The organism is Pseudomonas sp. RL_5y_Pfl2_73, from assembly GCF_963970515.1.
Classification (GTDB): domain Bacteria; phylum Pseudomonadota; class Gammaproteobacteria; order Pseudomonadales; family Pseudomonadaceae; genus Aquipseudomonas.
Window position 1 is genome coordinate 13,713 of record NZ_CAXAPD010000038.1, and the last position, 21,966, is coordinate 35,678.

A 21,966-nucleotide genomic window follows, 5' to 3' on the forward strand; every position below is an offset into this window, starting at 1 on the left:
CGTAGGAGCTGCCGAAGGCTCGGTGCCGCGTTCGGACGATCTTTTGATCTTTCGCTTTGGACTCAATTGCTAGGGACAAGATCGCCACCTCGTTGCACTCGACAGCTCCTACGCCACCCTGCGGGAGCAAGCGCCCTTGCCACAATGATCTGTGCGGATGCTTAGGCATTGTTTTCCCCCAACACAATCCGCCCACTGGAGCAGGCCGCCGTGTCATTGCGGTAGGCGAAGTACAGCTTGCCGCGCTCGCGGTCGAAGCGCAGGTGCAGTTGGACTTCATCGCCGGGGCGCACCAGTTGCTGGAATTTCAGCACTTCCATGCCGACGAACCGGGGCGGCAGGTCCAGCAATTGTCGGCCCAGGCTCAAGGCCCAATCGACCTGCACCACGCCCGGCAGTACCGGCGCGGTGGGGAAGTGACCGCTGAAGTACACCAGGTCTGGCGGTACGACCAGTTGCAGGCTCCACTCGCCGTCGGTGTCGACCTGCTCCAGGACTTCAGGGGCCTTGGGGCGTGGCGCCATCAGCAGCGCCTCGACCTCGGTCTGGGGCAGCTTGCCCTGGGCGTTGAGCGGCAACTGCCGCAACCAGCGCCAACGCCGTGGCAGGGCGAGGGTTTCGCAATGCTCGCTCAGGTGCCGGCGCAGGCCTTCGGTAACGGCGCGTCGACCCTGGTTGCGTAAGGCACGCAGGCCAGCGTCGCTCAGCACCAGCAGCGCACCGAGGGAGGCGCGATTCTCCTGTACCACCCCCAGCCGCGCTTCGCTGACCCAGTCGTGGGTCACCAGCGCTTGTTCGAGCATCGGCAGGGAGATGCGTTTTTCTTCGAGCTTGACGATGCGGTCCAGTCGCCCGAGCAGTTCGAAGCGCCCATCTTCGGCGATTCGCGCCGCGTCGGCGGTGTGTTCCACATGCCCGGTCGGTAGGTAGGGCGAGGCGATCAACAAGGCGCCGTCGCTGTCCTGGCTCAGCTCGACGTCGGCAAAGGGTTGCCACAATCCGCCACCCTGGCGCCAGGCGATGCCGCCGGTTTCCGAACTGCCGAAAATTTCTGTCGGCCATTGCCCCAGGCGCTGCTGCAAGCTTTGCGCAGCCTCGGCCGGCAAGGCACCGCCAGAGGAGAACACCCGGCGCACGCAGCTCAAGGCCGGCCAATCGAGGTTGTCGCCCATGCGTTTGAGCAGCGCCGGGCTAGCGACCCAGGCGAACGCCGGTTGTTCGCGACTGGCGCGTTGCAGGTCTTCGGGGAACGCCAATTGCCGCCGCACGAATACACGTCCGGCGCACAGGGGCCAAAGCACCCGGAACAGCAACCCGTAGATGTGCTGGGTTGCAACACTGCCGATCATGCAGGCCGGGCCCAGGTCGGCGCCCCACAGGTGTTCCAGGGCCTGGACCTCGTTGCTCAACTGGCGCAGGGTTTTCTCGATGCGCTTGGGTTCACCGCTGGAGCCAGAAGTGCACAGGCTCAGCCAGCACTGATCGAGGTCCAGTTCGGCGGCGTCCATCGGCGCTTGTTGCAAGGCGTCGGGATGTGTATCGCCGGGCTGGTCGGTCAGCCACAGGTCCACGTCCGCCGCCCAACGCTGGCGTGTCTGCGCTTGGAGGTCGGTGGGAAGCAGGACTCGGGCTCCGGCGCGCCAGGCGCCGAGCAGGGCGACGGCCAGGTCGGCGGCATCTTCCAGGTGCACCGCCACATGTCGCACGCCCCGGGCATGCAGGCCGGCCGCCAGGCGCAACGCCGCGTCCCGCAGTTGCGAGTGATTCAGTGCCGGATCGACCGCAACGGCACGTTCCGGCTGAGCCTTGAGCAGCATCTGCTCAAGCGTTATCCAATTCATGGGTGGCCTCTTACCCGTTGTCGTATGAGCCATTCAATGGCAAACAGCAGCCCCATCAATCCGTAGGAAATCAGGCCGGTGTACAACATCCACCAGCTCAGCGGCGCCCAGAGGGTCAGGGCGGCGGCGAGCAAACCGTTACATAGGAAAAACACACTCCAGGCCACCGTGACCTGGCGGGTATACACCACCGCCTTGGCTGGCAACTGCGGTTCGCGCAGGCGGGCCAGGCGTTCGATCATCGGCGGGCCGTATTTCAGGCTCAGCACGAACAGCCCGAGCATGAATGCGCTGATCAGCACCGGGTACCAGCGCAGCAGGAGCGGGCTGTCGAACAGCGCGAGCAATACACAAAACACGATCGCCGTGGCCGCCATCCAGCGGCTGCCGGCCCCGTCGTTGCCAAGCAACGCCCGGGCCAGCCACAGGCTACCCAGCAGCAACCCGAACTGCCACGGGGCAAAGTGCTCCATGCCGAAATACACCGCAAAGGGGTAGAGCAGGCCCGCCAGCAGCAGGCCGAGGCCAATCAGCCGTGTCATGCGGCCGGTTGGACCAGTCGATAAACCGCCTCGACCACGTCATTGACGGTGCGCACCGACTTGAATTCTTCGGCGGCGATTTTCTTGCCGGTCTGACGCTTGATATGGTCGATCAGGTCGACCGCATCGATGCTGTCGATTTCCAGGTCCTGGTACAGGTTCGATTCCAGCGTCACACGCTCAGGGTCCAGCTCGAAAAGCTCGACCAGAGCATCGCGCAGGGTGTGGAAAATATCGTCACGAGTTTGCATGATCCGGTCTCAGGGGCGTTTTGCAGTGACGAAGGCCGCAAGGCTTGCCACATTGCTGAAATGGTTGCGGGTGTCCTTGGCGTCGGCGTCTATCTTGATGCCGTACTGCTTCTGGATCGCCAGGCCAAGCTCCAGGGCATCCACCGAATCCAGGCCCAGGCCTTCACCGAACAGGGTCTGGTGGTCGCCGATGTCGTCGATGCCAATATCCTCCAGGCCGAGGGCGTCGATGATCAGCTGTTTGATGTCACGGTGCAGATCGCTCATCTTCGGCGAGCTCCTTGATGTAATAGTGATGCAAAAAATCGTTAAGCCTGCGCGAAGCCTGAGGTGGCGGGCCGAGCGCGGCGAACGCCTGTGGGTCTATATCGGCCCCGACGCGAAAACTGAAGTGCACGCGGCACCGGGGAATGCGATACCAGGGTTCGGCCTTGGTCAGGGTCGTGGGGCAGACCTTGATCGTGACGGGTGTGAGGATTTTCGCACCCCGCAGGGCGATGGCCGCCGCCCCCCGATGAAAGGCCGGTACCTGACCTGGTTGGGTGCGCGTTCCTTCGGGGAAGACGATCAGCGTCTGGCCCTCTTGCAGGGCGTCGCTGGCGGCATCGAGCATGTCCATGCTGCCGTCGTTGCTGATGTATTGGGTCGAATGCAGTGGGCCACGGGTAAAGGGGTTCTCCCAGAGGCTTTGCTTGACCACGCAGTTGGCGTCGCGCACGAGCCCGATCAGGAACACCACGTCGATCAGCGACGGGTGATTGGCAATGATCATCTGCCCAGGGCGCCCGAGCCGTTCGGCGCCATCGATCTGGTAGGTGAGCACGCCGGTGCGGGCCATGAACCGGATAAAGAACCAGAACAACCGCCCGACCGTGCGGCGCGCCCTTTGGCGGTGAGCCAGGGCATCGCCGGGCCACCAGGCCAGCAACGGGAACACCAGCAAACGCAGGCACAGTCCGCCCAGCCCGAACAGGGCGAAGCTTAGGGCGGTCGCGATCAGGCGCCAGTAATAGGCGTCTCGGTGTTTACCCGTCACCGGTTGCGTTGCCAGGTCCATACACGATTCTTCCAGGCATGTTGGCAGGTGGTTTTGTCATCCAGCAGCGTACGCAATAAATCCAGGGCATGGGGCCAGTCGCTGCCCGGCATTTGACCGGTGCGGGCGCACAGGTCCAATTGCCAGTCGTCACCCGGGGTCAATAGCAGGCCCATGGCATAGGGAAACGGCACGTCATTGACCCACGGTGCATAGACTTGTGGAGGTTGTTCTTCGGTGATCACCAGCAGCACCGCAGGCGATCCTTCGTTCAACAGCGCGACGGCCTCCAGCACGCCGTGTTCCAACCCGTCGCCAGTAGCGGCCAGGGCCGTCATTTCACTGGTTTCGCCGCGCATGATCGACCACAGGCCAATCACCGCGTTGTGCACCGAGAGGCTGAATTGGGTCGGCGATAAAGGCTGGTCGGCGGCCAGGTCCTTGAGAATCTCGAAAGTGCGCGGGGTTTCGCCGTGGCGGGAAATAAAGACCAACGGTAGGTCCGCCCGCCCCTCGGCCAGCGGCCAGCCGACACTGAAGGCCATTCGCGCCAGGCGGCTGAGGCGCCGGCGCTGCATGGCCGGCAGGAACGAAACGTCAGGGGCGGCATCGCTAGTCGGCAATACGACCGGCTGTCGGCTCCATGCCTGCCAATCGTCCACGCTTTCGAGCCCAGGGGCCCATGCGCGCCATTGGGCGATATTGAAATTGATCACAAACGTCATCCCACCCCTGCGGGCTTTTATTGTCACGGTCCAGTGGTTTGACCCGCGTCCAACCCTGCATGGCCTAGCGACCCAAGTGGCGCGCATTATCCCGGTGCGATTGGCTTGTAGCAAATACTGGTTACATTTTGCTCAGCGAAATGTACGCGTTGCGCTGCTCAAGGCCTGGCTTGGACCATTGTTGCGATCATCACAAGTCTGTCTGTCGGTTGTTTCTGTCGCGGTCTGGGCGAATTGACGCCTGAATCGTTGGAAAAGCCACTGTTGCTGTAGTCCTTCTACGCAGAAGGTAGCTAAGCGGTGTCGCTGCCTACTACACTCGGGCATCTTTGGTACACGGAGGTTTTGACATGCGGCGTGTGGTGTTCAATCAGAAAGGTGGCGTGGGCAAATCCAGTATCGCCTGCAATCTGGCGGCAGTCAGCGCCAGCGAAGGCTATCGCACGCTATTGGTGGACCTGGATGCCCAGGCCAACTCCACTCAGTACCTGACTGGCTTGACCGGCGATGACATTCCCATGGGCATTGCCGACTTCTTCAAGCAGACCTTGTCGTCCGGGCCGTTCTCGAAAAAGAACAAGGTGGATATCTACGAAACGCCGTTCGACAACCTGCACGTGGTCACCGCCACGGCGGAACTGACGGACCTGCAGCCCAAGCTTGAGGCCAAGCACAAGATCAACAAGCTGCGCAAACTGCTTGAAGAGCTGGAGGAGGATTACGACCGGATTTACCTCGATACCCCGCCTTCACTGAATTTTTATGCGGTTTCAGCATTGATCGCCGCCGATCGGGTGCTGATTCCCTTCGACTGCGACAGCTTCTCCCGACAGGCGCTGTATGGGCTGCTGGCGGAAATCGAAGAGCTCAAGGAAGACCATAACGAAGGCCTGGAAGTCGAAGGCATCGTGGTCAACCAGTTCCAGGCCCGGGCCAGCCTGCCACAGCAGATTCTCGACGAGTTGATCGCCGAAGGGCTGCCGGTATTGCCGGTGTACCTGAGCAGTTCGGTGCGCATGCGCGAATCCCACCAGGCCAGCCTGCCACTGATCCACCTTGACCCGCGGCACAAGCTGACCCTGCAGTTCGTGGAGTTGCATGGGTTGCTGGAGCAGGCTTGAAGCAAAAGATCGCAGCCTTCGGCAGCGCCTACAGGATGAGCGCTAACCCTGTAGGCGCTGCCGAAGGCTGCGATCTTTCCAGGCTGTGCTTCAAATCCCCTGGCTGCGCAACCAAGCCATCAACTGCGGCAACGGCAGCGCCCCACTCTGGCGCGCCACTTCCCGACCGTCCTTGAACAGGATCAGGCTGGGAATCGAACGGATCCCCAACTGCGCGGATAGCGGCTGGTTGGCCTCGCTGTCGAGCTTGGCCAGCCGACATTTGCCCACCAGTTGCGCGGCGGCTTGTTCGAACACGGGCGCGAAGGACTTGCACGGCCCACACCAATCGGCCCATACATCCACCAGCAATGGCAACTCACCCTTGATCTGGCTCGCGTAGTCGCCTTGCTTGAGTTCGAACGGCTTGCTCAACAGCACCTGGGCCTTGCAGCGCCCGCACTTGGGTTGGTCGCCCAGGCGTTCGGTGGGTATGCGATTGAGCCCGTTGCAATGGGGGCAGGGGATCAGCATCAGGTCAGTCTCCAGAAAATCATCGGCACAGATTGAACACTATATAGAAACCAACACAAAAACCCTGTGGGAGCGAGCTTGCTCCCACAGGGGGGGTCAGCGTCGCGGGTTATTTGGCGTGGGTCAGCGTGTTGTAGCTGGTCATCAGGTTGCGGTAGTCGGGGATGTGGTTGGAGAACAAGGTCGCCAGCCCTTCCACGTCGTTGCGCCAGTCGCGGTGCAGTTCACAAGCCAGGCCGAACCAGGTCATCAGTTGCGCACCCGAGGATGACATGCGGTCCCAGGCCGATTGACGGGTCAGTTCGTTGAACGTGCCGGACGCATCGGTGACCACGAACACTTCGAAGCCTTCGGCCAGGGCCGACAGTGCCGGGAAGGCCACGCAGACCTCAGTAACCACGCCAGCGATGATCAGTTGCTTCTTGCCGGTGGCCTTGATCGCCTTGACGAAATCTTCGTTGTCCCAGGCATTGATCTGGCCAGGGCGAGCGATGTACGGCGCGTCCGGGAACAGGCTCTTGAGCTCGGGCATCAACGGGCCGTTGGGGCCGGTTTCGAAGCTGGTGGTGAGGATGGTCGGCAGTTGGAAGTACTTCGCCAGGTCCGCCAGGGCCAGCACGTTGTTCTTGAAGCGGTCCGGGTCGATGTCGCGCACCAGGGACAGCAGGCCGGCTTGGTGATCGACCAGCAGAACGGCGGCGTTATCTTTGTCGAGACGGTTGTAGGAAGTGGTCATGGCGTAGCCCTCATTGAGTTTTGGTTGCCGAAGGTGTCGGCGTGGTTAAGGTTTTCAATGTTGCTGCAGCGATTGATCGGTGATTCATCCGGTCGAAGCGCCCCGGTTTCAATCCGTGTCGCGATTCGATGGGTGTAGATTAAAACTGGCACCTTTGATGCGCTAGACTGCGAAAAATGGACTTAGCGTTCTATTTGGAGAACGATCATCGAAGACCTCAACACGCTTTACTATTTCACCCAGGTGGTCGAACACCGTGGCTTCGCCGCCGCTGGTCGGGCGCTGGACATGCCAAAGTCCAAACTCAGCCGGCGTATTGCCCAGCTGGAGGAGCGGCTCGGGGTGCGGTTGCTCCATCGCACCAGCCGCCACTGCACCTTGACGGAGATCGGCCAGGCCTATTACCAGCGCTGCCTGGCGATGCGGGTCGAAGCCGAGAGCGCGGCGCAAGTGATCGAGCGCAACCGCTCCGAACCCCAGGGACGGGTGCGCATCAGTTGCCCGACGGCGCTACTCAACAGTTGGGTCGGGCCGATGCTGACCCGCTATATGCTCAAGTACCCGCGGGTGGAACTGTTCATCGAGAGCACCAACCGCCGGGTGGACTTGATCCATGAAGGGTTCGATATCGCCTTGCGGGTGCGCTTTCCGCCGCTGGAAAATACCGACATGGTCATGAAAGTGTTGAGCAACAGCACCCAGTGCCTGGTGGGTAGCCCGGCGTTCCTGGAGCGCTTGTCTTCACCGGCCTCCCCGGCGGACCTCAACGGCTTGTCTAGCGTGCACTGGGGGGCGCCGCAGCGTGAATACCAGTGGGAATTGTTCGGTCCGGACGGCACCCGTGCACTGATCCGCCATGAGCCGCGCATGGTGACCGACGACTTGCTGGCCCTGCGTCACGCCGTGTTGGCCGGCATCGGCATCGCCCACCTGCCTGCCGTGGTGGTGCGCGAAGACATAGCGGCCGGCCGGTTGGTGGAGCTGGTGCCGGGCTGGACGCCCAAGTGCGGGATCGTCCATGCGATCTTTGCCTCGCGACGCGGGTTGCTGCCGTCGGTGCGTACGCTGCTTGATTTTCTGGCCGAGGAATTCAGCCAGAGTGATATGGCGTAGCGTGGAGGCCACTATGCCAGCGTATTTCCCTTGTGTGTGGGCTTGCTTGCGATGCTGGCCTGATAGTTGGTCGGGGGTTTTTGACTGGGTACATATCCATTTCTGCGGTAACGGCCACTTGGGGTTCCGCTTTTACAGCGGGTCACTTTTGGAAGAGCGCCAAAAGTAACCAAAAGCGCTTTGCCCCACCACTCGGCACCTCGCCTAGGCTCGGTGTGCCCTCACTCCGGCATTGCTCCGTGGGCCCGCCGCGAAGGGCCATCCATGGCCCAGCGCGGCTATCCCGGCATCCATGCCGGGATGCCCACTCCACAATGCCTGCGTTCGGCCAGCGTGGTTAACGGGGCGCCCGAAATCAACGTCCACCGCGAGGCGGCCTAGTAGCCGACCTGGCTCTCACGGTCGTACACCCATCAGACTTGTTTGGGCAGGTCCTGTGGGAGCAAAGCTTGCTCGCGAGGCGGCCTGATAGCCGGCTGGCTCTCCCTCTCGTACTCCAATCCCATTGTGGGGCTTGCACTCAAGGCTGCCATTCATCAGGTGCGCCGCACTGAAAAGGTGTCACGGCCTCAAAAAGACACTACGTATCTGTTTGCAGACTCAGGAGGTCCCATGAGCCATCCTCAAGACCCAGCCACTCCCCAAACAGTGGACAACCCCAACGATGACGGCTTCGTACTCGGCACCGCCGGCCGCGACGAAGACCCCAACGCCGCCCCGTCCTACGCCACCGACCGCCGCCACGACCGGGATGAACTGACCCCTGAAGACGCCCGCGGCATGCCCGGTTACCCGGAGAAAAAAACGCCGGCCAAACCGGTTGGCGAAGAGGGTGCCGAGACGGAACCGGGCATCGAGACGCCTGAGCAGGGGAACGATAAGGTTGGGTGAGCAGGACTCATATCTGCTCACATTTCTTACCGAGACCTAAAGCTTTTGGCGACTAGGCTGGAAACCAGCAAGAACTAACCATTTGTCTAACTGGCGCTATCGCAATTTGCGATGCGCCAGATTTGTGTTTAACTTCCCCATAGCAAAATGCGATAAGGACGTTGCATGCATGTGATCACTGAGAAACGCATTTGGGAGGCCAAGGAGAAATGGCCACATTCAGCGAATGCGTTGGATCAATGGTATCGGCTGATCAAGCGCAATAGCCCGGCTGATTTCGCAGCGATGAAATCCATATTTCCGGCAACCGACAAGGTCGGTCCGCTGCATGTGTTTGACATCGGTGGAAACAAGTTGCGGCTGATTGCGGTGATTCGATACCGAGCGCAGCGTCTGTATATCAAATGCGTGCTTGACCATCGGGAATACGACAGAGGCAGGTGGAAGGAGGAAAAGGGATGAGTGCACTGATCGAACAAGTCGCCGCCCATTGGGAGTTTGTGTCGCCCCTGCTGCGCAAACCCAGGAGCGAAGAGGATTACGACCGGTTGGTCGCAGCGCTCGATGAATTGTTGGAATTGATTGGCGAAGAAGAAGCCCATCCTCTGATGAGCCTGGTGGACATCATCGGTGAATGGATTGAGGCCTGGGATCACCAACATCGGCCAATGCCCAAGGCCAGTGGCGTCGAGACACTTCGCTATCTGATGCGCGAGCATGGGATGAGCCAGAGCGACTTGCCGGGTGTCGGCACCCAGTCGGTGGTGTCGGAGATATTGAGCGGCAAGCGCCAGCTCAATTTAAGGCAGATCCGCTGGCTGGCGGAGCGCTTCGGCGTATCGGTTGAGACCTTTATTTGATGGTTTGGCGCGGCGCACTAACTGTGGCGAGGGAGCAAGCTCCCTCGCCACAGGGGGATGCGCTATGTCGACTGGCGTGGGTCGACGTTGTCCAGTGCCCGGTTCGCCAATAAGCTGCTCAGTTCGATCAACTGCTGAATGCCCAGGGCAATGTGCCGCTTGGGGCCTTCCAAATCGAACGCCAGGTCACTGACCATGGCGTTGGCCGAGGCCAGGTTTTCGCTGAGGTTGGCGAGCAGGGTTTCGGTGTCGACGCCATTGACGACGGTGAACAGTTGGCCTGGATCGGCCTCGGGTTTGTTGGGTTTTGGGTTGAGGTAGTAGTCGAGGACGCGGTCAGCAGTTTCGTCGAATTCTTTTGAGTTTTTAGTGGCTGGATCGGTATCGGGCGGATTGGGGGTTGCTTTGAACATGGTGAATCTCCGTGATTGGTTGAGCCACCACGACCTATCGCTAAACAAGTAAAGGTGGCGGCTGTACGCAGGTTAGCGATCCGGGTCACAGAAACCCCGGGTAGACCAGAAGGTCTCCCACGCACAGCCACCATTAAGCGAGTTGCAGACGTAAAAGACTGCAATCGAGACTGGGCATTGTTGCGTCTGTGTTGAGTCGGATCGCTAAACCCGATCGCTGATTTTCAGCGACGGGGAAAACGATAAAGCCCGACCCCAAGGCGCACAAGCCGGCGGATTCTGGCGTAGTTGTAGGCAATGGCGCAAGGCGGCGTAGCCTGCTCCTGAATGGTCCTACATCGAAATAAACGCGGTGATCGTCAAGGGGAGTGGATTGGCTTCATGTGGTGAATTGAAGATCGCCATCGCGAGCAAGCTCGCTCCCACAAGGGTGGCTGTGTGATCGCGATATTTGCGGCAACACCCAACCCCTGTGGGAGCGAGCTTGCTCGCGATGACTTTCTCCCAGGCAACCCCGAACCTGCGGCGAGGAAGGGTTACGACGAGCAACTGATCTCCAGATGCTTGCCCCACTCCGGCGGGCGTTGTGCGTAGCTGTCCATGCTTGGTTGTTCTTCGAACGGCTTGCTCAACACGGTGTGCAGGCGGCGGACTTCTTCGTAGTCACCGGATTCGGCAGCGTCGATGGCTTTCTGCGCCAGGTAGTTGCGCAGCACGTACAGCGGGTTGACGGCGTGCATGCGGGCGCGACGCTGGTCTTGATCGACGGCGCCTTCGCGGTTGACGCGGGCGACATACAGCTCGCCCCAGGCATCGAAACCCTTGAGATCGACGAAGTCATCGCGCAGGGTGGCGACGGCTTGCGCGGGGGCTTGATCGCCCAGTCGGCGGAAGAACAGGCTGTAGTCGACGCCGCTGTTCTGCATCAGTTGCAGCAGGCGCTCCAGCAGTTTCTGGTCATCCTCCTCGGCGCTGGTCAGGCCGAGGCGGCGGCGCATCAGGTCCAGGTAGTGGGCCTGGTACAGCGGCAAGTACAAGCCGAGGGTTTCGCGCAGGGCTTCGACGCTGATGAACGGCGTCAGGGCCTGGGCCAGGGCGCTGAGGTTCCACTGGCCGATGGGCACCTGGTTGCTGAAGGAGTAGCGGCCCTGGTCATCGGAGTGGTTGCAGATGAAGTTGGCGTCGAAGTCGTCGAGGAAGGCGAACGGCCCGAAGTCGAAGGTGATGCCCAGAATCGACATGTTGTCGGTGTTCATCACGCCGTGACAGAAACCGTAGGCCTGCCATTTGGCAATCAGCTCGGTGTTGCGCTCGACGATTTCGCGGAACATCGCCAGGTATGGTTCCGGTTGCTCACGGCACTCGGCGAAATGCAGGTTCAACACGTGCTCGGCAAGGGCTGCATGCAGTTCGGGTTTCTTGGTGTAGTAGAAATATTCGAAATGCCCGAAGCGCACGTGGCTAGGCGCCAGGCGCAGCACCATGGCGGCGCGCTCCTGCTTTTCGCGCCACACTGGGGTGTCCGAGCCGATCACGCACAAGGCGCGGGTGGTGGGGATGCCCAGGGCATGCAGGGCTTCGGAAGCGAGGAACTCGCGGATCGATGAACGCAGCACCGCGCGCCCGTCACCCATCCGTGAGAACGGCGTCTGGCCGGCGCCCTTGAGATGCAGGTCCCAGTGCTCGCCGGCCTCGTTGTACACCTCGCCCAGCAGCAACCCGCGGCCGTCGCCCAATTGCGGGTTGTAGTGACCGAACTGATGCCCTGAATACACCATCGCCCGGGGCTCGGTTTCAGCCCACAGCTTGTGGCCGCCAAAGATCTCGGCAAACAGCGGTGTTTCGGCTTCGGCCGGGTCCAGGTCCAGCAGCGCCATGGCGGCTGGGCTGGCGACCACCAGCCGCGGATTGTCGATGGGCTCGGGCAGCACGTGGGTCGATAAGCCGTCGCCCAGGCGGGCGAAGCGGTTATCGAAGGTCAAGGTTTCCAGCGTTTTCATGGCCGTCTCCGGCGCGATGCGTTCAGGCATGGCGCGATCAGTCGAGGGTGGCTGCCGGCGGCTCTGGCAAGGACTTGGGCCCTGGCGTGAGGGGAGGCTCGGGCGTCGTCGTGTCTTGCGGCAAGACTGGCACCAGTTTGTATTCCAGGCCCTGAGCGTTTTTCAAGGAGACCTCCAACTGCCGGAATGCGATGCTGATGTTGTGCTTTTTGAATTCGCGGCTGATGAACCGGTTGACCTCGTCCAGTACAGGGTTGCGGTCGCCCAGGTCACGCACATGCATGCGCAGCTCGTGGTCCAAGGTGCTTTCCCCGAAATTCAGGAAGTACACCAGTGGTTCCGGCTCCTTCAACACCCGTGGATTTCCCCGGGCGCCCTTGAGCAGCAACTCCTTGACCAGGTCAAGGTCCGACCCATAGTCGACACCTACCTTAAGGGTTACCCGTGTCACGGTATCGGTCAGCGACCAGTTGATCAATTGCCCGGTGATGAAGGTCTTGTTCGGGACGATGATGTCCTTGCGGTCGAAGTCGGTGATGGTGGTGGCGCGGATACGGATCTTGCTGACCGTGCCCGACAGGTTGCCGATGGTGATGGTGTCGCCGATCCGCACCGGTCGCTCGAACAGGATCATGATCCCGGAGATGAAGTTGGCGAAGATTTCCTGCATGCCGAAGCCCAGGCCCACCGACAGGGCGGCCACCAGCCATTGCAGCTTGTCCCAGCTCACGCCCAGGGTGGACAGGGTGGTGACGAAGCCGACGCCGGCGATGACGTAGGACAGCAGCGTGGTGGTGGCATAGGCACTGCCCTGGGCCAGGTTCAGTTTCGCCAGCACGAGCACTTCCAACAGGCCCGGCAGGTTGCGTGCCAGGGCGAAGGTGATGCCGATGATGATCAGCGCCCCGAGCATGTCGCCGATGCTGATCGGTACCATGCTCATGGCGGCGCCGGTGCCGCTGGTGTACTCATAGAGGGTGATGTTGTCCAGGTAGGAGAACACGCTGATCAGGTCCGACCAGACCCAGTACAGCGCCGCGATGAAACCGCCGAGCAACGCCAGGCGAATCAGGCGCAGGGATTGTTCGTTGACCTTTTCGATGTCCAGCGTTGGCTCTTCGATCACCGCTTCGCCGTCGCCGGCCTCTTTGGCCGCCTGACGCTTGGCCAGGGCGCGCTGGTAGGCCAGGCGCCGCGCCGCGACGGACAGGCCGCGCACGAAGGTGGCCTCGATCACCAGCCAGAACATCAGCAGGTACAGGGTGTTGATCAGCCGATCGCTGAGTTTCAGCGCGGTGTAGTAGTAGCCAAAGCAGACCGCCACGAACAACGCGATCGGCAGGGCGGTGAACATCACCCCGACCGCCTTGCGAAACAGCGAGGTGTTCTTGTGTGTCGGGCTGCTGAGCAACAGGCGGCTGAGCAACCACGCCATCAGCGCGTAGCAGGTCAGTACCACCGGCATGCCGAGCACGTCATCGGCCAGGCTCGAAGGTTGCAACTCGGCCACGGCTACCACGGCCACCAACGCCAACACCACCAGCCCCAGTCGGCGGATCCAGCCTTGGAGGAACTCGACCTGGGGTTTCTCCCAACGGAAATGCAACTCGGCCACGCCGCCCGGCGCCAGCACCCGATAGGCGGTGTAGAACACCAGCCAGGCCTGGCCGATCTGTAGCAGCGCCGCACCGAGGTTGGCGTTCTGGCCGCGGGCGTCGATCTGCAGGGCATAGCCGCATAGGGTCAGCGCCAGTGCCACTGGCATCGCCAACAGGATATTGATCAGGATCGCCTGGGGCGTGTGCCACTGGCTGTCGCGCTTGAAGTGACCGACGTCCTGGTGAACCTTGTTCAAGCGGGCATAAAGGCTCTTGCGCCGCCACAGTAGCGCACCGATCAGCAGCGCCAGGGGCAAGAACAGCAGTGGCCGTTGAGTCAGGCCATCGGCCAGCTCACTGAGACTCGATGCCCAGGGCAGTGAGTCGATCTGTTTCTCCAGGCGAATCGGTGCGCCGCGCATCCAGTCGAAATCCAGCGGCTTGTTGCTGGGAATCCAGAACATCTGCTCTTCGAGGGTCGCTCGCAGGTTCTGGGCGGTGCTGAGCAGTTGTTTCTGGTTGAGCTGCAAGGTGATGGATTCGTTGAGCACCGCGCTCAATTCGCGGTTCAGGCGTTCCAGCAGGTCGACGCGGGTCAGGGCGAGGTCCAGCAGGGTCTTGCGCAGTTGCGGTGTGACCTGCTCCGACGGTTGGGAGGCCAGCAGGCTGTCGACATAGGCGCTTGGATTGTTCAGCAGCTCGCGCTGTTGGCTGACTTCGAACTGGTACAGGCGAATGTCGGCGATCTGGTCGGCGAGGTTCTGGTCCAGCTTCAGGCGCGGCAGGGTCTGGCGTTGCTTGTAGAGGATCTTGGAGAGCAGCAGGCTGCCCTTGAGTACGTTGATCTGCTCGTCCAGGGCAGCGTCGGTCTGGGTGACGCTGTCCAACAATTGCTTGGTTTGCAGGTTCTGCTGGGTGACTTCGTTAAGGCGGTCGGTGCTCTTGAGCAGGTAGTCGGAGAGCTTCAGGTTGGCCGTGCTTTCGGTTGCCAGCAGGCTGCTGCCACCGGCCTTCTGGGCTTCGATGGACTGCTGGGTCACCGTCTCCTGGGACTGGGCCAGGCGTTTCTGGTTGATCAGGTTTTGCAGGTCTTGGATTTCCTGCTCCGTGCGCGCAATTTTTTCCACCAGAAAATCGTGCTGACCGTTGCCCAGGTCCTGCAGTTGGCTGTTGCCGGCCAGCTCCTGGCGGCGCAGCGGAATCAACGCATTGAGCGCTGCCAGCTCGGCGTTGAGCAGGTCGCGTTGTTCGCCGCTCAGGGTCTTGCCGGCGTCCTTACCGGTCTTCAGGGTGGCGTTGATCTGCTGGATGCGGCTCTGGCTGTTGGAGATCTCTGCCTGGGCCCGCTCGGGGCGGGTTTGGGCAGTGATGATCAGGCTGTTGGCGTCGGCCAGGGCTTTTTGCAGGTCGCCCTGCTGGGTGGAGCGGTCCGTGAGCATTTGCTCGAGCTGGGGAATCGGCAGGTTGGCGTAGCGTTGTGCCACTGGTACCACCGCGGTGCCCTTGAGTCGCGCCAGTTCGCGCTGGTTCTCGATGTTTTGCTTGGGGGCCGTGGCCAGCTGCTGTTTGAGCGCCTGCAGCTTCTGCTCGTAGTCGGCCTTGTTACTGAGCTGAGTCAGCGTGTTCTGCAAGACAGCCTGCAGGGCTTTCTGCTCGGCTTCCGGCAGTTTGCGGTCGGCGATTTTGTCCAGGCTGGCCTGCACTGAAGCGCTGGCGGGAAGGTCAGCGGCGTGCAGTGTGCAGACAGAGAGACTCAGGCCCAGCAGGGCGATGGCGAAAAAGGAGCGCAGGGTAGGCATAAAGACCGGTCGAGCAAGTGAGAGTGGGAGCAGTTTAGAGGAACAAGCCGGGACCCGGGCGACTTCCTTCGGGGAATCTGACGCCCACTTTGGCGATCTTGTTCCCGTCCATGACCGCGACGGTCCACAGGGTGTTGTTCCAATCCACTTGGTCGCCGACCACTGGCGCACCGCCGACTTTTTGGGCAATGAAGCGGCCCAGGGACATGTCCGGATCAATGCCGTCCAGTTTCAGTCCGTACAGCGCCGCAACCGCGGCCAGCTGGGCGTCTCCTTCGAGTACGAAGTCGCCGAAGAAGCGCAAATCCAGGCCCCGTTGTGGCGCCTGGCTGAACAGTTTTCCAAGGGCCGGCAAATTGTGTTCGTGGCCGATAACACACAGCAAATCATCGACTTCCAGCACGGTACTACCCGACGGATGGAGCAGTTGCTGGCCCCGAAACAGGGCGGCGATGCGTGTGCCTTCGGGCATTTTCAGGTCCCGCAGGGGCGAGCCGATGCACCATTTTTCCGCGCCCAGGCGATAGATGAACAACTCCCACTCGCTGGTGACGTGGACTTCCAGGGCCGCCCGGGAAATGGGCAACGGCTCGGGCGGGACGGTCACGTGCAGCAACTTGGCAACCCACGGCAGGCTGGTGCCCTGCACCAGCAGCGAGACCAGCACGATAAAGAACGCCAGGTTGAAATAGAGCTGGGCGTGGGGCAGCCCGGCCATCAACGGGAACACTGCGAGGATGATCGGCACCGCGCCGCGCAGGCCGACCCAGGAGATAAACACTTTTTCGCGACCGTGGAACGCCTTGAACGGCAGCAGGCCGACCACGACCGACAACGGGCGCGCAAACAGGATCATCCACAATGCCAGGCCCAGGGCGGGCAGGGCGATGGGCAGCAGGTCGTGGGGCGTGACCAGCAACCCCAGTACCAGGAACATGCCGATCTGTGCCAGCCAGGCCATGCCATCGAGCATATGCAGGATACCGTGGCGGCTGCGCACTGGACGGTTGCCGATCACCAGGCCGCACAGGTACACCGCGAGGAAGCCACTGCCGTGCAGGGCGTTGGTCAAGGCAAATACCGCCAAGCCGCCGCTGATGACCAGGATCGGGTACAGGCCGTTGGCCAGGTTGATGCGATTGACCAGTTGCAGCATCAGCCAGCCGCCGCCCAGGCCGACCACCGCGCCGATGCCAAACTCGCGCACCAGATGCCCCACCAGGCTCCAATGCAGGCCGGTTTCGCCACTGGCGAGCATGCCGATCAGGGTGACGGTCAGGAATACCGCCATGGGGTCGTTGCTGCCGGACTCGATCTCGAGGGTGGCGCTGACCCGCTCATTCAGGCCCTTGCCACCCAGCAGCGAAAACACTGCCGCGGCATCGGTGGAGCCGACGATGGCGCCGATCAGCAGACCCTGCATCAGGTTCAGGTTGAACAGCCACGCCGCCGCCAGGCCGGTCAGCCCGGTGGTGATCAATACACCGACTGTGGCCAGCGACAACGCTGGCCACAGCGCAACGCGAAAACTCGACACCCGGGTGCGTAAGCCGCCGTCGAGCAGGATGACCGCCAATGCGAGGTTGCCGACCAGGTAGGCCGTGGCGTAGTTATCGAAAAGAATACCGGCGCCGTCGACACCGGCCGCCATGCCCACGGCCAGGATGATCACCAGGATCGGGATGCCCAGGCGCGACGAAAGAGAACTCACCAGGATGCTCGCACCTACCAGCAACGCGCCGATCAAGAACAGGCTGTTGATGGTCGTCGCAGTCAAAGGCGTTACTCCGGTAAAACTGAAGGGCGGGCACAGATTGACCATGCAGTCTGCGTGCCAGCGATTCTAACCTGTTGAAATGTGATGCTGTCAAAAAAGGTTTTGGATTGGGGGACAAGCGCGGCAGCAATACCGTTGTTCCCGCTCGCCCTTGTAGGCGCTGTCGAGTGCAACGAGGCTGCGATCGTTCCACAGCCAATTGAGTCCAGAGCGAAAGATCAAGATCAAAAGATCGCAGGCTTCGCCAGCTCCTACAGAGCCCCGCGGGAGCAATCTCTGGCCATAAACGCTGGAGGGTTAAAGGCTGAACCGCCCAACCATGCTACTCAGGTCCACGGCCAGGCGCGACAGTTCGGCACTGGCGGCGGTGGTCTGGTTGGCGCCGGTGGCCGATTGCACCGACAGGTCGCGGATGTTCACCAGGTTGCGGTCCACTTCACGGGCCACCTGGGCCTGCTCTTCGGCGGCGCTGGCGATCACCAGGTTGCGTTCGTTGATCTCGACGATGGCGGTGTTGATCGTGTCCAGGGACATGCCGGCACCGCGGGCGATGTTCAGCGTCGACTCCGCACGCTCGGTGCTGTTGCGCATCGAATCCACGGCGTGTTCGGTGCCGCTCTGGATGCTGCCGATCATGCGCTCGATCTCGCTGGTCGACTGCTGGGTACGGTGGGCCAGGGCGCGCACTTCGTCGGCGACCACGGCAAAGCCGCGACCGGCCTCACCGGCACGGGCGGCTTCGATGGCGGCGTTGAGCGCCAGCAGGTTGGTCTGGTCGGCCAAGCCGCGGATCACGTCCAGCACCTTGCCGATGTCACGGGACTCATTGGCCAGGTTGCCGATCAATGTGGCGGTGCCCTGCACATCGGCGCTCATGCGTTCGATGGCACTGACGGTTTCCTGCACCAGTTCGCGGCCATCGCCAGCGGACGCGGTGGCGTCTTTCGACGCTTCGGAGGTGCTGACTGCATTGCGCGCGACTTCTTCCACGGCGCTGGTCATCTCGTTGACCGCGGTGGCGGCCTGCTCGATTTCGTTGTTCTGCTGGGTCAGGCCACGGGCGCTTTCGTCGGTGACACTGTTGAGTTCTTCGGCGGCAGAGGCCAGTTGCGTGGCTGAGCCTGAGATCCGTTGCAAGGTGTCGCGCAGTTTTTCCTGCATGGTCGACATCGCCCGCAGCAGACGACCGGCTTCGTCGTCGCCATCGGCCGCAATCGGGCGGGTCAGGTTGCCCTTGGCGATTTCTTCGGCGGCGTCCAGGGCGTTGGCAATCGGCTTGGTGATGCTGTTGGTCAGCAGCCAGGCGAACAGCAAGGTCAGGCCGGTGGCGACAACCAGGAGTGTGACAACCAAATTGAAGGCTCTTGAATAGTGTTGCTCTGCACCCTGATTGAAAGCGTCGGCTTGCTGGTTATTGATCTCCAGCAGGCGCCCGAGTACCCCGTTGATGGCTTCGGAGTTGCTCAACAGTTCGGTGTTGAGCAGAGCCCGCAGATCTTCAATCTGATTGTTGCGCGACAGGTTTTTCATCCGCTCTTCGAGCTGACGGTATTGCCCCAGCAGTTGCACGTATTGATCGTAGGTGGCCCGTTCTTCCGGGGTGCTGATCAGTTTTTCATAGGCCGCCTGGGCCGCGCGGATTTGCTGGTTGCGTTGCTCGAACAGATCGTAGGTTTTCTGCTGGACGTCCGGTTCGCGGTTGGTCAGCAAGCGATAGGAGAGCACCCGCAGGCGCAGGGTGAGCTGGGTGAACTCATCCAGGGCCTTGATGCTGGGCACGGTGTTCTCGGCGATGCTCTTGCCGGATGCACGAATGGTGCTCATCTGGGTCAGGGCAAACACCCCCAGGGCCAGCATCAGGGCACCGATCAGGGCAAACCCCAGGAACGCCCGCGGCGCGATGTTCATATTACGTAGGGACATGGAAAATTCCGGAAGGAGGCGCATCCGTGCGGGGCTATGACAGCTGTTCCCTGACTTATCGGTCATACGACTAAAGTCTTGAGTGACAGGCGTGGTTTTGTCGCAGAGCAAAGGCTGCGGTGCGACGAAGGGGCGGAACCAGATTCCCCATTCGCAGTCTCTAAAACTCGCCGGAAAGCCCTGCTACCCCGTAAAACGTGGTATTGGCAGTGACTTTTCTTTATCGTACGCGCCCCTTGAAAACGGCTGGAAATCAATATGTTGGAAACATCCCTCAGTCAACTGGAGCAACTGGTCAATGACCTGGTGCAACAGAACCGTCACCTCACCGGCCTGAACGAAACCCTGGGCGCAGAACTTGCCAGGGTCAAGGATGAAAACGAGAGCCTGCAGCTGAGCTTGATGGAGCAGGAAGAACTGCACGGCACCACCGCCGCCCGCATCCAGGCCTTGATCGAGCGCGCCAGCGCCGGTCCTGTCAGCGCATGAAGCACGGCGCCGATGGGGTGACAGTCATCTCGATCCTGGGAGAGGACTATTCAATCAAAGCGCCGGCCGGCCAGGAACAGGCCCTGTTGGACGCCGCTGTCATGCTCAAGGCCGCACTGGCCGACACGAAAAGGAAATACCCGACGCTGATCGGTGATCGCCTGTTGGTGCTGGCGGCCATGAACCTGTGTTCGCAGCAGATGGAAATGCAGAAAGACCATCAAGCGGAACTCGACCGTTACCAAGAGCAAGTCAGCGCCACGGTCGATGTGATTGCCAAGACCATTCAGCAGGCCTGAAACCTAAGGACCAAAGGTTGATGGTGATCTCATTGTGGGAGCGGCGGTGCGGCGATCCGACTTGCTCGCGAAGGCGGTGGATCAGGCAAATCAATTGCAACTGACATACCGCTTTCGCGAGCAAACCCGCTCCTACAGTGGATGGTGGTGAACGCAGATGTCGTGTTCACTTGGAACCCTGTGGGAGCGAGCCTGCTCGCGATGGGATTTGAGGCCCACCACAAGCGCTGGCTCAGAACCACTCATCCCGCATCCCCTGGCACGTATCATCCCGCGCCTCGAGAATCGCCAGCTCATGATGGCAACCCGGTACTTCCCAAGTCAGGAAGTAGCGCGCTGCTTGCAGCTTGCCATTATAGAAGTCGCTATCCGCCGCATTCCCCTTGGCCAGGCCTTCCTCGGCACGAATCGCCTGTTCCAGCCAGCGCCAGCCGATCACCATGTGCCCAAACACCTTCAGGTACAGCGCCGAGTTGGCGAGGCTGCTGTTGACTTTGCCCTGGGCCAGGTCGGTCAGTAGGCCGAGGGTGACGGTTTGCAGGCGTGCCACCAGCGCTTCCAGCGGTTGGCGCAACGGCGTCAGTGATGCGTGCGCCTGGGCGCGTTCAGTGGTGTCGGCCACCAGGCGGATCAATTGCTTGAGCCCGGCACCGCTGTTCTGCGCCAGTTTTCGCCCCAGCAGGTCCAGAGACTGGATGCCGTGGGTGCCTTCATGGATCGGGTTCAGACGGTTGTCGCGGTAATACTGCTCCACCGGGTATTCACGGGTGTAGCCGTGCCCCCCCAGAATCTGGATCGCCAGCTCGTTGGCTTTCAGGCAGAACTCCGAGGGCCAGGATTTGACGATGGGCGTCAGCAGGTCCAGCAGTTCGTGGGCGCGCCTGCGCTCGACTTCGCTTTCCAGGGTGGTGGTGTCGTCGAATAGCCGCGCAGCGTAGAGCCCCAGGTCAAACGAACCTTCAACGTAGGCCTTCTGGGTCAGCAGCATGCGGCGCACATCGGCGTGCTGGATGATCGCCACGGGGGCGGTGCTCGGGTCTTTGCTGTCGGGAACCCGGCCCTGTGGGCGTTCGCGGGCGTATTCCAGGGAATACAGGTAGCCGGCGTAACCCAGCATCACCGCGCCCATGCCGACGCCGATTCGCGCCTCGTTCATCATTTGGAACATGTAGCTCAGGCCGTGGTGCGGTTTGCCTACGAGGTAACCGACACAATCGCCGTTGTCGCCGAAGTTCAGTGCGGTGGAGGTGGTGCCACGCCAGCCCATCTTGTGGAACAGCCCGGCCAACAGCACGTCGTTACGCGGGCCGAGGCTGCCGTCGTCGTTGACCAGGAACTTGGGCACGATAAACAGCGAAATACCCTTCACGCCCGGTGGCGCGTCCGGCAGTTTCGCCAGGACCATGTGCACGATGTTTTCCGACAATGGATGATCGCCGCCAGAAATGAAGATCTTGTTGCCTTTGAGTCGATAGGTGCCGTCGGATGCAGGCTCCGCGCGCGTACGAATATCCGACAGCGAAGAGCCTGCATGGGGCTCGGTCAGGGCCATGGTGCCGTAGAACCGGCCATCGATCATCGGTTGCAGGAAGCGTTGCTTTTGCTCCTCGCTGCCGAAGCTCTCGATCAGGTTCGCCGCGCCCATGGTCAGGAACGGATAAGAGGTCGAAGCGGCGTTGGCCGACTGGAAGTGCGCGAAGCAGGCTTGGGACAGCAACGTCGGCAGTTGCATGCCGCCGGCCTCGAAGCTGCGTGCAGCGTTGAGAAAGCCTGCCTCGAGGAAGGCATCCACCGCCGGTTTTACCTCGGGAATCAGAATCGCCTCGCCGTTCTCGTAGCGCGGTTCGTTTTCATCATTCTTGCGGTTGTGGGGCGCGAAAAATTTCTCGGCGATGCTGCGGGCCGTACCGATGGCGGCGTCGAAGGTCTCGCGATTGTGTTCGGCAAACCGCGCACGCTGGGTCAGGCCCTCGGCATCAAGGACTTCATACAGCTCGAAAGCCAGATTGCGGGAACTGAGCAGCGTCTCGGACATGGCG

Annotated in this window: 21 protein-coding genes and 1 pseudogene; 7 read left to right on the plus strand and 15 right to left on the minus strand. The window is 61.4% G+C overall.

Annotated features, from left to right (window positions below):
• Positions 1-161: 161 nt before the first annotated feature.
• Genes AACY42_RS25470 through AACY42_RS25495 form a run of 6 tightly spaced genes read right to left on the minus strand, consistent with a single transcriptional unit; the run spans position 162 to position 4,395 of the window.
• Positions 162-1,841: an AMP-binding protein gene (locus tag AACY42_RS25470; protein ID WP_339483120.1), complete on the minus strand. Its 1,680-nt coding sequence runs from the start codon at positions 1,839-1,841 to the stop codon at positions 162-164.
• Complete coding sequence (locus tag AACY42_RS25475; RefSeq protein ID WP_339483121.1) at positions 1,838-2,383, minus strand: hypothetical protein; 546 nt, start codon at positions 2,381-2,383, stop codon at positions 1,838-1,840. The genes AACY42_RS25470 and AACY42_RS25475 overlap by 4 nt, the downstream gene beginning before the upstream one ends.
• Entirely contained in the window at positions 2,380-2,634 is a 255-nt protein-coding gene (locus AACY42_RS25480) for an acyl carrier protein (RefSeq protein WP_003197040.1), read from the minus strand. The genes AACY42_RS25475 and AACY42_RS25480 overlap by 4 nt, the downstream gene beginning before the upstream one ends.
• Positions 2,635-2,643: 9 nt before the next feature.
• Positions 2,644-2,901, minus strand: a complete 258-nt coding sequence (locus AACY42_RS25485; protein WP_042727925.1) for a phosphopantetheine-binding protein — start codon at positions 2,899-2,901, stop codon at positions 2,644-2,646.
• Positions 2,882-3,691: a lysophospholipid acyltransferase family protein gene (locus tag AACY42_RS25490; RefSeq protein ID WP_339483125.1), complete on the minus strand. Its 810-nt coding sequence runs from the start codon at positions 3,689-3,691 to the stop codon at positions 2,882-2,884. Before AACY42_RS25490 ends, AACY42_RS25485 begins: the two co-directional genes overlap by 20 nt.
• Positions 3,667-4,395 carry a beta-ketoacyl synthase chain length factor gene (locus AACY42_RS25495; RefSeq protein ID WP_339483127.1) on the minus strand — a complete coding sequence of 243 codons (729 nt, stop codon included), beginning with the start codon at positions 4,393-4,395 and terminating at the stop codon, positions 3,667-3,669. Before AACY42_RS25495 ends, AACY42_RS25490 begins: the two co-directional genes overlap by 25 nt.
• Before the next feature lie 350 nt (positions 4,396-4,745).
• Between AACY42_RS25495 and AACY42_RS25500 the strand changes: the two genes are divergently transcribed.
• Positions 4,746-5,516: a ParA family protein gene (locus AACY42_RS25500; protein ID WP_339483129.1), complete on the plus strand. Its 771-nt coding sequence runs from the start codon at positions 4,746-4,748 to the stop codon at positions 5,514-5,516.
• A gap of 90 nt (positions 5,517-5,606) precedes the next feature.
• Here AACY42_RS25500 and trxC read toward each other — a convergent pair whose 3' ends face one another.
• Positions 5,607-6,029: a thioredoxin TrxC gene (gene trxC, locus AACY42_RS25505; protein ID WP_339483131.1), complete on the minus strand. Its 423-nt coding sequence runs from the start codon at positions 6,027-6,029 to the stop codon at positions 5,607-5,609.
• A 109-nt stretch (positions 6,030-6,138) separates the two neighbouring features.
• Positions 6,139-6,765, minus strand: a complete 627-nt coding sequence (gene ycaC, locus AACY42_RS25510; RefSeq protein ID WP_339483132.1) for an isochorismate family cysteine hydrolase YcaC — start codon at positions 6,763-6,765, stop codon at positions 6,139-6,141.
• Between the two features lie 207 nt (positions 6,766-6,972).
• Here ycaC and AACY42_RS25515 point away from each other — a divergent pair, with 207 nt between their 5' ends.
• The 4 genes from AACY42_RS25515 (at position 6,973) to AACY42_RS25530 (ending at position 9,629) form a co-directional block, all read left to right on the plus strand.
• A complete protein-coding gene (locus tag AACY42_RS25515; protein ID WP_339483153.1) occupies positions 6,973-7,878 on the plus strand; it encodes a LysR substrate-binding domain-containing protein in 906 nt (301 codons plus the stop codon).
• 612 nt (positions 7,879-8,490) lie between these two features.
• Entirely contained in the window at positions 8,491-8,769 is a 279-nt protein-coding gene (locus AACY42_RS25520) for a hypothetical protein (RefSeq protein ID WP_018601315.1), read from the plus strand.
• A gap of 165 nt (positions 8,770-8,934) precedes the next feature.
• Positions 8,935-9,231, plus strand: a complete 297-nt coding sequence (locus tag AACY42_RS25525) for a type II toxin-antitoxin system HigB family toxin (RefSeq protein WP_024617966.1) — start codon at positions 8,935-8,937, stop codon at positions 9,229-9,231.
• Entirely contained in the window at positions 9,228-9,629 is a 402-nt protein-coding gene (locus AACY42_RS25530) for a helix-turn-helix domain-containing protein (protein ID WP_018601310.1), read from the plus strand. Before AACY42_RS25525 ends, AACY42_RS25530 begins: the two co-directional genes overlap by 4 nt.
• Before the next feature lie 62 nt (positions 9,630-9,691).
• On the opposite strand, the gene AACY42_RS25535 is transcribed toward AACY42_RS25530, so the two are convergent.
• From AACY42_RS25535 to AACY42_RS28855, 6 genes and pseudogenes are all read right to left on the minus strand, one after another.
• Positions 9,692-10,042, minus strand: coding sequence for a DUF6124 family protein (locus tag AACY42_RS25535; RefSeq protein WP_339483136.1), 351 nt, complete (start codon positions 10,040-10,042; stop codon positions 9,692-9,694).
• 536 nt (positions 10,043-10,578) lie between these two features.
• Positions 10,579-12,042, minus strand: coding sequence for a protein adenylyltransferase SelO (selO, locus tag AACY42_RS25540; protein WP_339483155.1), 1,464 nt, complete (start codon positions 12,040-12,042; stop codon positions 10,579-10,581).
• A gap of 37 nt (positions 12,043-12,079) precedes the next feature.
• Positions 12,080-15,439 (minus strand): mechanosensitive channel MscK, encoded by a 3,360-nt coding sequence (mscK, locus tag AACY42_RS25545; RefSeq protein WP_339483137.1) that lies wholly within the window; start codon positions 15,437-15,439, stop codon positions 12,080-12,082.
• Positions 15,440-15,473: 34 nt separating this feature from the next.
• Entirely contained in the window at positions 15,474-17,216 is a 1,743-nt protein-coding gene (locus AACY42_RS25550) for a potassium/proton antiporter (protein ID WP_339483139.1), read from the minus strand.
• Between the two features lie 297 nt (positions 17,217-17,513).
• The gene (locus tag AACY42_RS28850) at positions 17,514-18,386 is read right to left on the minus strand and encodes a methyl-accepting chemotaxis protein (RefSeq protein ID WP_445261761.1); all 873 of its coding nucleotides are present in this window, start codon (positions 18,384-18,386) and stop codon (positions 17,514-17,516) included.
• 30 nt (positions 18,387-18,416) lie between these two features.
• Positions 18,417-19,205 (minus strand): annotated as a pseudogene (locus tag AACY42_RS28855) (MCP four helix bundle domain-containing protein); the annotation flags it as partial.
• Positions 19,206-19,397: 192 nt separating this feature from the next.
• Here AACY42_RS28855 and AACY42_RS25560 point away from each other — a divergent pair.
• Positions 19,398-19,628, plus strand: coding sequence for a hypothetical protein (locus AACY42_RS25560; protein ID WP_339483142.1), 231 nt, complete (start codon positions 19,398-19,400; stop codon positions 19,626-19,628).
• Complete coding sequence (locus AACY42_RS25565; RefSeq protein WP_339483143.1) at positions 19,625-19,927, plus strand: cell division protein ZapA; 303 nt, start codon at positions 19,625-19,627, stop codon at positions 19,925-19,927. Before AACY42_RS25560 ends, AACY42_RS25565 begins: the two co-directional genes overlap by 4 nt.
• 232 nt (positions 19,928-20,159) lie before the next feature.
• On the opposite strand, the gene AACY42_RS25570 is transcribed toward AACY42_RS25565, so the two are convergent.
• Entirely contained in the window at positions 20,160-21,962 is a 1,803-nt protein-coding gene (locus AACY42_RS25570; RefSeq protein WP_339483145.1) for an acyl-CoA dehydrogenase, read from the minus strand.
• Between the last annotated feature and the right edge of the window lie 4 nt (positions 21,963-21,966).

Coding starts and splice junctions, on each gene's coding strand:
- AACY42_RS25470 (WP_339483120.1), bottom strand. CDS start 1,841: ATGAATTGGATAACGCTTGAGCAGATGCTGCTCAAGGCTCAGCCGGAA.
- AACY42_RS25475 (WP_339483121.1), bottom strand. CDS start 2,383: ATGACACGGCTGATTGGCCTCGGCCTGCTGCTGGCGGGCCTGCTCTAC.
- AACY42_RS25480 (WP_003197040.1), bottom strand. CDS start 2,634: ATGCAAACTCGTGACGATATTTTCCACACCCTGCGCGATGCTCTGGTC.
- AACY42_RS25485 (WP_042727925.1), bottom strand. CDS start 2,901: ATGAGCGATCTGCACCGTGACATCAAACAGCTGATCATCGACGCCCTC.
- AACY42_RS25490 (WP_339483125.1), bottom strand. CDS start 3,691: ATGGACCTGGCAACGCAACCGGTGACGGGTAAACACCGAGACGCCTAT.
- AACY42_RS25495 (WP_339483127.1), bottom strand. CDS start 4,395: ATGACGTTTGTGATCAATTTCAATATCGCCCAATGGCGCGCATGGGCC.
- AACY42_RS25500 (WP_339483129.1), top strand. CDS start 4,746: ATGCGGCGTGTGGTGTTCAATCAGAAAGGTGGCGTGGGCAAATCCAGT.
- trxC (WP_339483131.1), bottom strand. CDS start 6,029: ATGCTGATCCCCTGCCCCCATTGCAACGGGCTCAATCGCATACCCACC.
- ycaC (WP_339483132.1), bottom strand. CDS start 6,765: ATGACCACTTCCTACAACCGTCTCGACAAAGATAACGCCGCCGTTCTG.
- AACY42_RS25520 (WP_018601315.1), top strand. CDS start 8,491: ATGAGCCATCCTCAAGACCCAGCCACTCCCCAAACAGTGGACAACCCC.
- AACY42_RS25525 (WP_024617966.1), top strand. CDS start 8,935: ATGCATGTGATCACTGAGAAACGCATTTGGGAGGCCAAGGAGAAATGG.
- AACY42_RS25530 (WP_018601310.1), top strand. CDS start 9,228: ATGAGTGCACTGATCGAACAAGTCGCCGCCCATTGGGAGTTTGTGTCG.
- AACY42_RS25535 (WP_339483136.1), bottom strand. CDS start 10,042: ATGTTCAAAGCAACCCCCAATCCGCCCGATACCGATCCAGCCACTAAA.
- selO (WP_339483155.1), bottom strand. CDS start 12,042: ATGAAAACGCTGGAAACCTTGACCTTCGATAACCGCTTCGCCCGCCTG.
- mscK (WP_339483137.1), bottom strand. CDS start 15,439: ATGCCTACCCTGCGCTCCTTTTTCGCCATCGCCCTGCTGGGCCTGAGT.
- AACY42_RS28850 (WP_445261761.1), bottom strand. CDS start 18,386: ATGTCGACCATGCAGGAAAAACTGCGCGACACCTTGCAACGGATCTCA.
- AACY42_RS25560 (WP_339483142.1), top strand. CDS start 19,398: ATGTTGGAAACATCCCTCAGTCAACTGGAGCAACTGGTCAATGACCTG.
- AACY42_RS25565 (WP_339483143.1), top strand. CDS start 19,625: ATGAAGCACGGCGCCGATGGGGTGACAGTCATCTCGATCCTGGGAGAG.
- AACY42_RS25570 (WP_339483145.1), bottom strand. CDS start 21,962: ATGTCCGAGACGCTGCTCAGTTCCCGCAATCTGGCTTTCGAGCTGTAT.